This is a genomic window from Sphingomonas sp. CFBP 13603 (genome assembly GCF_014892665.1).
Lineage (GTDB): Bacteria > Pseudomonadota > Alphaproteobacteria > Sphingomonadales > Sphingomonadaceae > Sphingomonas.
In genome coordinates, this window is sequence record NZ_JADBIA010000012.1 from 34,519 (window position 1) to 48,370 (window position 13,852).

At 66.4% G+C, this 13,852-nt stretch carries 14 protein-coding genes; 5 read left to right on the top strand and 9 right to left on the bottom strand.

Features of this window, described 5'->3' with window-relative positions:
• Positions 1-23: 23 nt before the first annotated feature.
• The 4 genes from IFR23_RS16490 to IFR23_RS16505 all read left to right on the top strand — a co-directional run bounded on the left by IFR23_RS16490 (position 24) and on the right by IFR23_RS16505 (position 3,795).
• Positions 24-866, top strand: coding sequence for a sulfurtransferase (locus IFR23_RS16490; RefSeq protein WP_192976836.1), 843 nt, complete (start codon positions 24-26; stop codon positions 864-866).
• Positions 863-2,059 (top strand): cystathionine beta-lyase, encoded by a 1,197-nt coding sequence (gene metC / locus IFR23_RS16495; RefSeq protein ID WP_192976837.1) that lies wholly within the window; start codon positions 863-865, stop codon positions 2,057-2,059. The genes IFR23_RS16490 and metC overlap by 4 nt, the downstream gene beginning before the upstream one ends.
• An 18-nt stretch (positions 2,060-2,077) precedes the next feature.
• The gene (bluB, locus tag IFR23_RS16500; RefSeq protein WP_192976838.1) at positions 2,078-2,725 is read left to right on the top strand and encodes a 5,6-dimethylbenzimidazole synthase; all 648 of its coding nucleotides are present in this window, start codon (positions 2,078-2,080) and stop codon (positions 2,723-2,725) included.
• 221 nt (positions 2,726-2,946) lie between these two features.
• Positions 2,947-3,795 (top strand): TorF family putative porin, encoded by an 849-nt coding sequence (locus IFR23_RS16505; RefSeq protein ID WP_192976839.1) that lies wholly within the window; start codon positions 2,947-2,949, stop codon positions 3,793-3,795.
• 386 nt (positions 3,796-4,181) lie between these two features.
• Here IFR23_RS16505 and IFR23_RS16510 read toward each other — a convergent pair whose 3' ends face one another.
• From IFR23_RS16510 to IFR23_RS16540, 7 genes are all read right to left on the bottom strand, one after another.
• Complete coding sequence (locus IFR23_RS16510; RefSeq protein WP_107963220.1) at positions 4,182-4,595, bottom strand: DUF3035 domain-containing protein; 414 nt, start codon at positions 4,593-4,595, stop codon at positions 4,182-4,184.
• Positions 4,588-5,091 carry a signal peptidase II gene (lspA, locus tag IFR23_RS16515; RefSeq protein WP_192146736.1) on the bottom strand — a complete coding sequence of 168 codons (504 nt, stop codon included), beginning with the start codon at positions 5,089-5,091 and terminating at the stop codon, positions 4,588-4,590. The genes IFR23_RS16510 and lspA overlap by 8 nt, the downstream gene beginning before the upstream one ends.
• Entirely contained in the window at positions 5,084-7,999 is a 2,916-nt protein-coding gene (gene ileS / locus IFR23_RS16520) for an isoleucine--tRNA ligase (protein WP_192976840.1), read from the bottom strand. The genes lspA and ileS overlap by 8 nt, the downstream gene beginning before the upstream one ends.
• Positions 8,000-8,067: 68 nt before the next feature.
• Positions 8,068-8,991 carry a bifunctional riboflavin kinase/FAD synthetase gene (locus IFR23_RS16525; protein ID WP_192976841.1) on the bottom strand — a complete coding sequence of 308 codons (924 nt, stop codon included), beginning with the start codon at positions 8,989-8,991 and terminating at the stop codon, positions 8,068-8,070.
• Positions 8,992-9,114: 123 nt separating this feature from the next.
• Positions 9,115-9,579 (bottom strand): dihydrofolate reductase, encoded by a 465-nt coding sequence (locus IFR23_RS16530; RefSeq protein WP_192976842.1) that lies wholly within the window; start codon positions 9,577-9,579, stop codon positions 9,115-9,117.
• A gap of 195 nt (positions 9,580-9,774) precedes the next feature.
• Positions 9,775-10,293: a hemerythrin domain-containing protein gene (locus tag IFR23_RS16535; RefSeq protein WP_192976843.1), complete on the bottom strand. Its 519-nt coding sequence runs from the start codon at positions 10,291-10,293 to the stop codon at positions 9,775-9,777.
• A gap of 54 nt (positions 10,294-10,347) precedes the next feature.
• Positions 10,348-11,142, bottom strand: coding sequence for a thymidylate synthase (locus tag IFR23_RS16540; protein ID WP_192976844.1), 795 nt, complete (start codon positions 11,140-11,142; stop codon positions 10,348-10,350).
• Positions 11,143-11,227: 85 nt separating this feature from the next.
• Between IFR23_RS16540 and IFR23_RS16545 the strand changes: the two genes are divergently transcribed.
• Positions 11,228-11,620, top strand: coding sequence for a JAB domain-containing protein (locus IFR23_RS16545; RefSeq protein ID WP_192976845.1), 393 nt, complete (start codon positions 11,228-11,230; stop codon positions 11,618-11,620).
• Between the two features lie 361 nt (positions 11,621-11,981).
• Here the strand turns inward: IFR23_RS16545 and IFR23_RS16550 are convergent, their stop codons facing one another.
• Positions 11,982-12,677: a class I SAM-dependent methyltransferase gene (locus tag IFR23_RS16550; RefSeq protein WP_192976892.1), complete on the bottom strand. Its 696-nt coding sequence runs from the start codon at positions 12,675-12,677 to the stop codon at positions 11,982-11,984.
• 23 nt (positions 12,678-12,700) lie between these two features.
• Positions 12,701-13,828: a peptide chain release factor 2 gene (gene prfB, locus IFR23_RS16555; protein WP_056051599.1), complete on the bottom strand. Its 1,128-nt coding sequence runs from the start codon at positions 13,826-13,828 to the stop codon at positions 12,701-12,703.
• Positions 13,829-13,852 lie beyond the last annotated feature (24 nt).

Sequence of the window (13,852 nt, forward strand, 5' to 3'; positions counted from 1 at the left end):
CGATCGAGCACAAGGAGCCGCATATGGACGCGTTGGTAAGCACCGAATGGCTGGCGAACGAACTGGGCGCGGCATCAGGAGGGGGCGATCTGCGGATCGTCGACGCGACCTACGCGGAAGGGCGCGATGCGGCGGCGGAGTATGAGGCCGCGCACATCCCCGGCGCGGTGTTCATGAACCTTGCCGAACTGCGCGATACCGACAGCGACCTCCCCAACACGCTGCCTTCGGCGGAGAAGTTCGCGAGCCGGATGCAGACGCTGGGGCTCGGCGATGGCAGTCGGATCGTGCTGTACGACAGTTCGCCCTGGCATACCGCCGCGCGGGCGTGGTGGATGCTGCGGCTGTTCGGCGCGCACAATGTGGCGATCCTCGACGGCGGGTTCGCCAAGTGGCAGGCCGAGGGGCGCGAGATCGCGACGGGGAAAGAGACGCCGCGGCATCGCCACTTCACGACCTGGGCGGACCTGAAGGGCGTGCGCGATCTCGATCAGATGAAGGCGAACGTCGCAAGCGGCGCGGAGCAGGTGCTCGACGCGCGCTCCGCGTCGCGCTTCACCGGCGCGGAGGAAGACCCGCGGCCGGGCACTGCGCCGGGGCATATTCCGGGCTCGAAGAATCTGCCGCAAGGCGCTGTGTTCAACGCCGACGGGACGTGGAAGACGGGCGATGCGCTCAAGGCCGAGTTCGGCAAGGCCGGCATAGATCTGGCGAAGCCGATCGTGATGACCTGCGGCTCTGGCATCACTGCGTCGGTACTGGCGTTCGGCGCGCACCTGCTCGGCAACGACGCAGCGCTGTACGACGGCAGCTGGTCCGAATGGGGCTGCGATCCCGAGACCCCAAAGGCGACAGGAACGGCATGAGCGACACGAACAAGCCGGTCGGCGACGCGACCAAGGTCGTCCTCGCCGGTCGTCGCCCGGAATGGACTCAGGGCATCGTCAGCCCGCCGGTCTGGCGCGCCTCGACGATCCTCTACGATTCGGTTGGCCATCTCCGCGACAGCGCCACGCGCGATACGCATCACCGGCTGTTCTACGGGCGCAAGGGCACGCCGACGCAGTGGAGCCTCGCCGATGCGCTGACCTCGCTCGAGCCCGGCGCGGAGGGGACGTTCCTCTATTGCTCCGGCGTCGCGGCGATCGCAGCGGCGTTGCTGTCGGTGCTGTCCCCAGGCGACGAACTGTTGCTGGTCGACAGCGCCTATGACCCGACGCGCGGGATGGCGGGCGGGCTGCTCAAGCGGTTCGGCATCACCACGCGCTATTACGATCCGATGATCGGTGCGGGCATCGCCGACCTGATCGGCGAGAATACGCGGGCGATCTTCATGGAAAGCCCGGGTTCGCTCAGCTTTGAGGTGCAGGACGTCCCTGCGATCGTCGCTGCGGCGAAGGCACGCGGCGTGACGACGTTGCTCGACAACACCTGGGCCACCCCGCTGTTCTTCCCCGCGATCGAGCGCGGCGTCGACCTGACGATCCTCGCCGGCACGAAGTACGTCGTCGGTCATTCGGACGTCATGCTCGGCTCGGTCACCGCCGCGCCCGGCCATTTCAAGAAACTGCGCGAGACGAGTTTCCAGCTCGGCCAGGTCGCGAGCCCCGACGATTGCTGGCTTGGCAGCCGGGGCTTGCGCACGATGGCGGTCCGCCTCGCGCAGCACCAGTCTAGCGCGCTGACGATCGCCAAGTGGCTCCAAAGCCGACCCGAAGTCGCGCAGGTGCTCCACCCGGCGCTCCTCGATTGCCCCGGCCACGACCTGTTCGTCCGCGATTTCAAGGGCTCCAGCGGCCTCTTCTCGTTCGTCCTGAACGGCGGCGACGAGGCATCGCGCGCCGCGCTGATCGATGCACTCCAGCTGTTCGGCATAGGCTACAGCTGGGGCGGTTTCGAAAGCCTCGCCATCCCCGCCGACCCGCAGCGCCACCGTAGCGTCACTAAGCGTGATGCCGCAGGCCCGATGGTCCGCCTTCAGATCGGCCTCGAAGACCCCGCCGACCTGATCGCCGATCTCGACGCCGGGCTCGCGGCCTTCTCTGCCGCAAAGGTCTAGACGATTTCCGATCGAGGCGTGTCCGCGCGGGAGGCCGACGCACCCATCTTCGGCCCCGCGTTCCAGGCCGAGCTGGACGCGCTGTTCCGCTGGCGTCGAGACGTCCGGCGGTTTCGGCGCGATGCGTTGCCGGACGGGCTGATCGACCGGTTGCTGGCGACGGCGAACGCCGCCCCATCGGTCGGACTCAGTCAGCCGTGGCGGTTCGTCACGGTCGACGACCCCGCACGCCGCGTCGCGGTCCGCGCTGATTTCGAAGCGTGCAATGCAGCGGCGTTGGCGACGCAGGATGGGACGCGGGTGGCCAACTACGCGCGGCTCAAGCTCGAGGGGCTCGAACAGGCGCCGTGTCATGTCGCGGTGTTCGTCGAACCCGACCCGGAGCAGGGCCACGGTCTCGGCCGCCGGACCATGCCCGAGAGCGTCGCCTATTCCGCCGTCATCGCGGTCCACACCCTGTGGCTGGCAGCGCGCGCGCACGGAATCGGCCTCGGCTGGGTCTCGATCCTGGCCCCCCCCCGCATCCGCGCGATCCTCGAAATCCCCGAGACATGGCAGCTCGTGGCCTATCTTTGCGTCGGATATCCGGAAATCGAGGCCATTACCCCGGAACTGGAACGCGAAGGCTGGGAAAAACGGCGTTCGATCAACATCGTGGTGCGCTGAGGCACGCTAGATACCCGCTTCAACCGTCCGGCGGCACTGTGGCGGTTGCGCAACATGCGTGCTGTCAAAGCCCGATTGTACGCAAGATTCGCTTGTGCAACGCACCATGGACTGTCATCGCGGTGTCACCGTTGGAAAGACCGCACTGGGGTTTGGCCCCGAAAGATGCGGCGTCCACGGATGCAGGGCGGACATCGACTTCCGGTATCGAAAGGGAAACGATGCGCTTCACCACACTTCTTCTCGGCGGCATTGCTTTGGCTGCCGCAACGCCAGCGTTCGCGCAGGACGACACCGCACCTCCCAAGGAGGTCACGGTCAGCGGCGCGGTCGGGCTCGTCAGCGACTACCGCTTCCGCGGCGTGTCGCAGTCGGACGAAAACCTCGCCGTCCAGGGCGGCATCACGATCACGCACAAGAGCGGGCTGTATATCGGCACCTGGGGTTCCAACCTTGCAGGCTGGGGCACGTTCGGCGGCGCCAACATGGAGCTCGATCTGATCGCGGGCTACAAGGTGCCGGTCGGCGGCGGCGCACTCGACGTCGGTGCGACGTGGTACATGTACCCGAGCGGCTTCAACAACACCGACTTCGTCGAGCCCTATGCCAAGCTGTCGGGCACCGTCGGCCCGGTCGCGCTGCTCGCGGGCGTGGCCTATGCGCCCAAGCAGCAGGCGCTCGGGCCGTGGTACACGAACGGTGCCTCGGTGGCGGTCGGCTACGACCGCGTCAACGCCAAGGACGACAACCTCTATCTCTGGGGCGACGTCAGCAGCGGGATCCCGACGACCGGCGTGACCGTGAAGGCGCATGTCGGCTATTCGCGCGGCAACAAGGGCCTCGGGCCATTCGCAACCAGCGTGTCGCCGACCGGCGAGTATTGGGACTGGCTGCTCGGCGCGGATTACGTGATCCCGACGACGCCGCTGACGCTCGGCGTGGCATATGTCGATACCGACATCGGCAAGGGCGAGTCGGCGTATCTCCAGCCGAGCTTCAGCCGCGGGCAGGACGGCAACGGCTCGATCGCCAACGGCAAGGTTCTGGTGTCGCTGACCGCGGCGTTCTGAACTGAAACCGTCCTCCCCCTACCTTTCACCGACAAAGGGAGGGAGAGGACGGCGCTACCGAAGGTTGTTTCCCCGCGAAGGCGGGGACCCGGACTGAGCTCCGGCCTTCGGGCCCCCTTCAAAGTAGTACTTTGAAGGGAAACCCTTCGCGGGAGAACAAGGAGGGGCGCTCGGCGCTTGCTGGAGGGCCTCGAACTCATCCATCGCCCCACCCGACCCGTCATCCTGGGCTCGACCCAGGATCCAGAGCCGCAGGCGTTGCGCTCATGGCTCTGGATCCTGACTTTCGTCAGGATGACGGGGGCCGGCGGCGGAACGAGCCGTCAGACACGAAAAAGGGCGGCTCCGCGAGGAGCCGCCCTTTTTCGTCAGCCGCTGGGACGCGATCAGTTCGCGGTGGTGCGTGCGTCCTGGCCGTCGCCCTCTGGTGCTGCGACGATGTCGCGCGTCGTCGAGCCCTTGTCGACCACGGTCGTGCCGGGATCGCCGACGCTCGACCGGATGCCGGGATCGTCGCTGTCTGCGCCGGCATCGTTGACGACACCCGTCTCGGCAGCACTACGCGGCGCAGTACCACCGAACAGCGCGTCGAGCGTCTGCGCGTTGGCGGCAGTGTCCTGCGGGCGAGCCGCGCCGGGCTGTGGCGGGACCAGTGCGAAGTCGGGCGGGATCACGAGCGGCGCCTGGCGCGCTACGGCGAACTCGTCCGGACGTGCGTGATCGAGGCTACGGCCTGCCCCACAACCCGAGAGCAGCGCGACGCATGTGAGGCCGGCGGCCAGGGGTACGAACTTACGCATGGGAATTCTCCACAGGGGGCTTCTCGCGCACGAGGAGCGCCCGAACAAGCAGGACGAGCACGCCGACAGTAATCGCTGCATCGGCGACATTGAAGACCAAAAACGGACGCCACTCGCCGATATGCAGGTCGGCGAAATCGACGACGTAGCCGAGCCGGATCCGGTCAAGGATATTGCCGATCGCGCCGCCTAGCACGAAGCCGAGCGCGACCTGATCGGCGGGGTTCTTCTCGCGCGTCATCCACACCGCGACGCCGATCGCGATCGCGCCGGTCAGCAGCACCAGCGCCCAGCGGGTGAGGTGTCCGTCGGCGGGTAGCAGCCCGAGCGAGATACCGATGTTGGGCACGAAGCGGAGGTCGAAGAACGACGTGATCGTCTGCGAATCACCGAGCGAATCGATCCCGAGCGGCTTGGTCACCGCCCATTTGCTGAGCTGGTCGGCGAGGAACAGCGCGATCGCAGCGCCGAACCCGGCTTTGGGCAGGTTACGCATCGGCCACTACCTCGTCGCATCGGTTGCAGAGTTCGCCGTCGACGGTCACCTCGGGGAGGTGACGCCAGCAGCGGCCGCATTTGTGGAAGTCGGTCCGCGTTACCGTGACCGCGTCGCCCGGCGTGACCTTGGCGACGATGAAGGCTTCGGCCAGTTCCGCAGCTTCAGTCGGCGCGAGAGGCGACATCGATTTGATCGTGACCTCTGCCTCCAAACTCGAACGCACGGTCTTTTCGCGACGCATTGGCTCGATCGCTTCGGTAACCGTTTCGCGAAGTGCACGGATTTGCGTCCACTTCTTGCCGACTTCGACGCCATCCTCCACTTCGGGCAGCGACGGCCATTCGAGGTAGTGCACCGAGCTGTCGTCGTTGGGGAAGCGCGACTGCCACACTTCTTCCGCGGTGAAGCAGAGCACCGGCGCCGCATACCGCACGAGCGCGTGGAACAGCACGTCGAGGACGGTGCGGTACGACCGGCGCTTGATGTCGTCGGTCGCGTCGCAATAGAGCGAGTCCTTGCGGATATCGAAGAAGAACGCGGACAGGTCCTCGTTCGCGAAGTCGGTCAGCAGGCGCGTGTAGCGGTTGAACTCGTACGCTTCCGCCGCCTGGCGCAGTTCGGTGTCGATCATGGCTAACTTGTGGAGCACGTAGCGCTCCAGCTCGGGCATGTCGGACACCGCGACGCGCTCCGAGTCGTCGAAGTCTTCGAGCGCGCCGAGCATGTAGCGGAACGTGTTGCGCAGCTTGCGGTACGCGTCGGAGGCGGTGGCGAGCACTTCCTTGCCGATCTTCACGTCGTCGAAATAGTCGGTCGAGGCGACCCACATGCGCAGGATGTCGGCGCCGGACTCGCCGATGATCTTGAGCGGATCGACGACGTTGCCGAGCGATTTCGACATCTTCCGGCCCTGGCCGTCGAGCGCGAAGCCGTGCGTGAGGACCGCGTCATAGGGCGCGCGACCGCGCGTGCCGCAGCTTTCGAGCAGCGACGACTGGAACCAGCCGCGATGCTGGTCCGAGCCTTCGAGATACAGGTTCGCGCGCGTGCCTTCGCCGTAGCGTGCTTCGACCGTGAAGACGTGCGTGCAGCCAGAGTCGAACCAGACGTCGAGGATGTCCTTCACGACTTCATAGTCGGCGAGGTCGTAATCGGGGCCGAGCAGCGCCTGGTGGCCGTCCGCATACCAAGCGTCCGCGCCGTTCTGGCGGAAGGCTTCGACGATGCGGGCGTTGACGGCGGGGTCGTTGAGGTACTGGCCGGTGGCGCGGTTCACGAACAGCGCGATCGGCACGCCCCAGGCGCGCTGGCGCGAGATGACCCAGTCGGGGCGGCCCTGCACCATCGACGTGATCCGGTTTTCCGCGCGCGCGGGGATCCAGGTGGTGGCCGCGATCGCGTCGAGCGCGATTTCGCGGAGGGTGGCGCCGTTGCCTGGCTCCCTCTCCCCGTCGGGGAGAGGGCTGGGGTGAGGGGCTGTTCCGGGCGCAACATTGCTGGGCTGCCCCTCACCCCGACCCTCTCCCCGCAGGGTAGAGGGAGCAGAAGACGCATCCATCGGGATGAACCATTGCGGGGTCGCGCGGAAGATCACCTTGGCCTTCGAGCGCCACGAATGCGGGTAGCTGTGCTTGAAATCGTCGCTCGCCGCCAGCAACGCGCCGGCCTCGCGCAGGTCGGTGCAGATCGGGCCGTCGGCGCTCACGAACTTCTTGTTGATGACGCTGCCCTGGCCGCCGAGCCATGCCCAGTCGGCGCGGTACATCCCGGCGCCGTCGATCGCGAAGACCGGGTCGATGCCGTATTGCTTGCAGAGTTCGAAATCGTCCTCGCCGTGGTCCGGCGCCATGTGGACGAGCCCCGTGCCCGCATCGGTCGTGACGAACTCGCCTGGGAGGAAGGGGCGTGGCTTCGCGAAGAACCCGCCGAGTGCGTGCATTGGGTGGCGCGCGGTTGCGCCGTCGAGCTGCGAGCCCTTGCCTTCCCAAAAAATGCCTGCGGTCGCTCCCGTGTCTTCAAGATCTACAGGTTTAAAACGCTGGATAAATGTTTGTACGAGAGGTTCTGCAATCAGGAAGATCCGATTGTCCGCGTGGCTGATCTTCACAGCCAGATAATTGATCTCAGGACCATAGCTCAGCGCCTGGTTCACCGGGATCGTCCACGGCGTGGTCGTCCAGATCACCGCATGCGCGCCAACCAGTTCGGGCGCGTTCGGGGCTTCCACGATCTCGAACGCGACATCGATCTGCGTCGAGACGATGTCCTCATACTCGACCTCGGCCTCGGCGAGCGCGGTCTTTTCAACCGGCGACCACATCACCGGCTTGGCACCGCGGTACAGCTGGCCGCTCTCGGCGAACTTAAGCAGCTCGCCGACGATGGCGGCCTCGGCCTCGTACTTCATCGTCAGATACGGATCGGCCCAGTCGCCCATCACGCCGAGCCGTTCGAACTCGGCCTTCTGCACGGCGACCCATTTCTCGGCATAGGCGCGGCATTCGGCGCGGAACTGGTCGACGGGGACGTCGTCCTTGTTGAGCTTCTTCGCGCGATACGCTTCCTCGACCTTCCACTCGATCGGCAGGCCGTGGCAGTCCCAGCCGGGGACGTAGGGCGCGTCCTTGCCCATCAGCGACTGCGAGCGGACGATGATGTCCTTCAGGACCTTGTTCATCGCGTGGCCCATGTGGATGTCGCCGTTCGCATACGGCGGGCCATCATGCAGGATAAAGCGCTCGCGCCCGAGCCGCTGTTCGCGCAACCGGTCGTAGATGCCGAGCTTGGCCCAGCGCTCCAGGATCGCCGGCTCCTTGGCGGCAAGGCCCGCCTTCATCGGGAAGTCGGTCTTCGGCAGGAAGACGGTGTCGCGGTAATCGCGGGCGGGCGCAGGAGTATCGGTCATAAGTGGGCCGGGCTGTAGCCGGTAGCGGCTCACGTTGCCATCCCTCTCCCTCGCGGAGAGGGGCGCGGTTATGCCAGGATCGTCCGTGCGCGCGCGCAGTCGGCGTCCATCTGCGTGATGAGCGCATTGAGGTTGGCGAACTTGGCTTCCGGGCGGAGATACTCGATCAGCGCAACCTCGATCCGCTGGCCGTACAGGTCTTCGCCGAAATCGAAGAAATGCGGCTCGAGCAATTCCTTTGGCGGATCGAAGCTCGGGCGGATGCCCAGGTTCGCGGCGCCCTTGAGCACGCGACCGTCTTCCAGCCGCCCGGTCACCGCGTAGATCCCGTAGGCGGGGCGCAGGTAATTGCCCATGTCGAGATTGGCGGTCGGATAGCCGATCGTGCGGCCGACCTTGTCGCCGTGCTGGACGAAGCCCTGGATCGCGAACGGCCGCGTCAGCAGGCGGGTGGCGGTGGCCATGTCGCCAGCGCGCAGCGCCTCGCGGATGCGGGTGGAGGAGACGGTCTCGCCCTCCAGCTCGATCGCGCTCACCGTTTCCGCGCGAAATCCGTGCGCGGGCCCACGCGAGGCGAGCGTGCGGACGGTGCCGGCCTTGCCCTTGCCGAAGGTGAAGTCCTCGCCGGTCACGACGCCCGCGACGCGCAGGTTGCGTTCGAGCCGCTCGGTGATGAAGCGTTCGGCCGTCAGCGCGGCGAGATCGCCGTCGAAATTGAACACGACCATCGCATCGGCGCCGGCCTTCTTGAACAGCTCCAGGCGTTGATCGAGCGTGGTCAGGCGGAACGGCGCGGTATCGGGGCGGAAATGGCGGACCGGATGCGGATCGAACGTCGCCACCAGCGCCGGACGCCCCTCGGCCCGCGCCCAGGCGACCGCACGCGCGACCACCGCCTGGTGACCGAGGTGAAATCCATCGAAATTCCCCAGCGCGACGATCCCGTTCGCCAGATACGACGGGAGCACCGCACCGCCGTCGAGACGTTGCATGCGCGGGTCAGTAACCAGCCGTCGCGAAAGGCGATAGTCCTTCCGTGCGGTTGCCTGCTGCGCGTCTTGTTCTCTCGCCAAAGCGGGGGGCCAGTCTGGCTCGCGCCGTCGCGGGAGAACAGCTCAGGGACGGGTGAGCGTGACGAAGCTGTAGGCGGGCCGCGCGTTTTCGGCGGGGTGGTCGTCGCGGGCGATCTCGTGCCAGCCGTCGAAGGCGGGGACGGTCGCGTCGCCTTCGGGGGTGACGTGGACTTCGGTCAGCTCGATGCGATCCGCGTGGGAAAGGAACTGCGCGTAAATCTGCGCACCACCGATCACTGCGACGTCGTCGCCCGCCATCGCCAGTGCCTCGTCGACCGAATGCGCGACCTCCGCGCCCTCAGCACTCCAGTCGCCCCGCGTCAGGACGATGTGGCGGCGACCAGGGAGGGGGCTCGGGAAGCTCTCGAACGTTTTCCGGCCCATCACCATCGGCTTGCCCATGGTCAGCGCCTTGAAGCGCTTGAGGTCGGCGGGGATGCGCCAGGGGAGCTGGCCGTCACGACCAATAACGCCGTTGCTGGCGCGGGCTAGGTAGAAGGTGATCATGTGGAGGTCATGCAGGATTGGGGGGCGTGGTTCTAGTCCGGGGATTACGCCCGAACCAAACGCTAGCACCTCCCCGGCGGAGGCCGGGGTCCAGTTGGGAAACGTTGCTAACGGAGCGCTGCGTCCCGTCACTCCCACCTTTCCAACTGGGCCCCGGCCTTCGCCGGGGAGGTGGAGTTTGGGGACATGTGTAATTTAGCTCGGCGCGTGTTCCTTCACATACGCCTCGGGATCCTTGTCGACGACCTTCACCCCGTTCAGGTGGTTGGCCTCAAACGCCGCAAACCGCACACCCAGTTCATGCCGCTCCTCCAGCGTCGCATGCTTGCGGAAATCGGTCAGGCCCTGGCGTTCTTCCTCGGCCAGGTGATCGCTGTTCGCCTTGTTGCACTCGCCGACCGCTGCGAACCATGCGTCCGAGCCGACCGGGTGCTTGTCGACCGCTTCGCCGGTCTCACGGATGTCGTTGTGATCCTCGATCGCGTCCTCGGTCTCCTCGGCGGCGGAGTCCGCGTCGTTGCCGCCGGTGCCGACCTTCATCAGCCGCGGGTAGAAGCAGCGCTCTTCCGCCTCGGCATGCGCGTCGAGCAGGTTCTTGAGGCGGGTCCAGAGCGCCGACAGCGCCTCGGTGTCCTTGGCGTCGATCGAATCGATCTGCGCGAACAGTGCGCGCTGCTGCGCGTGTTCGTCGAGAATGAGCTGTGTGATATCCATGCGCATCTGAACCGCGCGCGCTGCCCGGGGTTCCTATTGCGATTCGCTCTCGTATCAAACCGCGACAGGTGCCTTGATATGCGCCTGCGCGACGTAATCGTGGAGGACGAAATCCTCATACTCGTACGCGTCGATCGAATCCGGCTTCCGTACGATCTCAAGGCGCGGGAGGGGCCCCGGCGACCGCGTCAGTTGCAACTGCGCCTGCTCCAGATGGTTCGAATAGAGGTGGCAATCGCCGCCGGTCCAGATGAACTCGCCGACCTCGAGCCCGCATTGCTGCGCCAGGATGTGCGTGAGCAGCGCGTAGCTCGCGATGTTGAACGGCACGCCGAGGAAGATGTCGCCCGAGCGCTGGTAGAGCTGTAGCGAGAGCTTGCCGTTGGCGACGTGCGTCTGGAACAGGCAGTGGCACGGCGCGAGCGCCATGGCGTGGAGGTCGCCGGGGTTCCACGCGCTGACGATCTGGCGGCGTGAGGCGGGGTTGGTTTTGATCTGCGTTATGAGTTCGGCGATCTGGTCGATATTGCGACCGTCCGCGGCGACCCAGTCGCGCCATTGCTTGCCATAGACCGGGCCGAGATCGCCGTTCTCGTTCGCCCACTCATCCCAGATCGCGACCTTGCGCTCCTGCAACCAGCGGACGTTGGTGTCGCCGCGCAGGAACCAGAGGAGTTCGACGATGATCGAGCGGAGGTGGAGCTTCTTGGTGGTGAGCACGGGGAAGCCCTGCGCGAGGTCGAACCGCATCTGCGCGCCGAACACGCTGAGCGTGCCGGTGCCAGTGCGGTCCATCGTCTCGACGCCGGTCGAGAGCACGCGGTCCATGAGGTCTAGATATTGGCGCATGCTGGGGGCGTAGCGGCGCGGGGGCGGGGGCTCAAGCGGATGTAGTTGCGCGTGCGGTCGTTGGCGGCGCGGGGCAGGCGGGTATGTGCCGCCGCCGTTCGAGCCTTCGTGTCGTATCGCCGACCTCGCTGCGGCGCGGGCGCTGTTCGCTGAGCTGCGTGATGCCACGGTCGAGACGGTCGCGGTGGCGTATCTTGATCCGAAACGGAGGCTTCTCGGGATGCGGCACGTCATCGGCGGGCGGGATCAGGTTGCGATCTCGATCCGGACAATCGCGGTGGATGCGCTGGCGTTCGGTGCTCACGGGGTGATCATCGCGCATAACCACCCGAGCGGGGATGCGACGCCGAGCGAGCGCGATGTGGCGTTCACGCGGGCGCTGTCGGCTGGGTTGCGGACGTTGGAGGTGGTGTTGCTCGATCATCTGGTGATCGCGGGGGACGAGCTGACGAGTTTGCGAGCGATGGGGATCGTCTGACTTGTCGCATCGATCCCGACCGAACTGAGGCTGGCATCAGCGGGATGGGGGCGTCTCCCAGTTGACGACACAAAAGTTTGTTTCCCCGCGAAGGCGGGGACCCAGACTGGGCTCCCGCCTTCGCGGGAGAACAAGGAAGCGTGGGCTGCCGTCGGATTGCGGGCGACGGATTCAAAAGTCTGCGGGAATGGCGTGGTGTGAGGAGCGCTTGTCCCCAATTCCACCACCCCGGCGAAGGCCGGGGCCCAATTGGGGGGCGTTGCCAACTACGCACAGTTCGTCGTTACTGCGACCTTTCCAATTGGGCCCCGGCCTCCGCCGGGGTGGGGCATCTGGATCGGTTACAACTCGGAACCCAAATTCACCCCAACCGACACGCCCGGATCGCTTCCGGCGCCGGCCGCGGCCCGGTCGCGCGGAACGTCGCGATGTAGCCTCCCGCCGAGGGCATGTCGTCGGTATCGATCTGCGTATACCCCACCGCCGCGAACTCGCACTTCAACAGCGCCGGCGGCGTGCCGTGGTTCTGCGTCGGGCGGTTCGCATCGACCACCACCACCAGCCCGTCGGGCTTCAGCGACGGCCGCAGCCGCCACAGGAACTCGTAGGGCTGCTCGATCTCGTGATACATGTGCACCATCAGCACCCGGTCGAAGCTCGCCTCGGGCAGCTTGGGATCGTTCGCCTCGCCCAGCTTCACGCTGACGTTCACCAGATCCTCGCGCGCGACGCGTTCCGCGAGCTGGTCGCGCACCGCCGGGATGATGTCCTCGGCGAGCACGCGGCCGTCCTTACCGACGCGCGCGGCGAGGCGGATCGTGTAGTATCCCTCGCCCGCGCCGATGTCCGCGACCGTCATGCCCTTGCGGATCTCGCCCTTGTTCATGACCTCGCCGGCTTCGTTCAGTCGGTCGCGCGCTTCCTCGTTCGACCAGCGCGTCGAGACGATCGACGCGACCGGACGGTCGGCGGCGGGAAATACCGGCTCCTTGGGCTCGCGCTTGATCAGCGGCTTGCTGCCGTCGCAGGCGCCCAGCACGAGCATCGGCAGGACCATCAGGGCAAGGGCACCCTTGAGCGTCAATCGACGTCCTCCACCTCCACGGCCTCGCCGGTCACGCGCTGCGACAGCGCCGCCGCCATGAACATCTCGAGGTCGCCGTCGAGCACGTCCGACGGGCTGGTCGATACTACGCCGGTGCGCAGATCCTTCACCATCTGATACGGCTGGAGCACGTAGCTGCGGATCTGGTGACCCCAGCCGATGTCGGTCTTGCCGGCGTTCTCGGCATTCGCCGCAGTCTCGCGGATCGCCAGTTCGCGCTCGTACAGACGCGCGCGAAGCTGGTTGTACGCCTCGGCCTTGTTCTTGTGCTGTGAACGCTGGTTCTGGCACTGCACGACGATGCCGGTCGGGATGTGCGTGATACGCACCGCCGAATCGGTCGTGTTGATGTGCTGGCCGCCGGCGCCCGACGCGCGGTATGTGTCGATGCGCAGGTCGCTCTCGTTGTATTCGACCTCGATATTGTCGTCGACGACCGGATACACCCAGACGCTGGCGAACGAGGTGTGCCGCCGCGCCGCCGAGTCGTACGGGCTGATCCGGACCAGCCGGTGCACGCCGCTCTCGGTCTTGGCATAGCCGTACGCGTTCTCGCCCTTGAGCAGCAGCGTGGCGGACTTGATCCCGGCCTGCTCGCCCGAATGCTGATCGACCAGTTCGACCTTCAGCCCGTGGCGCTCGCCCCAGCGCGAATACATCCGGCTGAGCATGCCCGCCCAGTCCTGGCTCTCGGTCCCGCCGGCGCCGGCGTTGACCTCGATATAGGTGTCGTTGGCATCGGCTTCGCCCGCCAGCAGCGCCTTGATCTTGTCCTTGTCGGCACGCGCGGCGAGTTCGGCGAGCGACGCAACGCCGTCCGCCTCCATCTCGGTATCGCCCTCGGCCTCGGCCATCTCGATCAGCTCGGCGGTGTCCGACAGTTCGCTCTGGATCGCGCGCGTCGCGCTGATCGCCTCGTCGAGACGACGACGCTCGCGCATCACCTCCTGCGCGGCCTTGGGATCGGACCAGAGCGCCTGATCCTCGACGCGCGCGTTCAGCTCGTCGAGACGACGCAGCGCGCGGTCCCAGTCGAGGAAGCGGCGCAGCAGCGCCAGCGCGTCGTTGATGGTGTCTACGTGAGCCTGCGCTTCGGCGCGCATGATATTCTCCAAAAATTCCGCCGC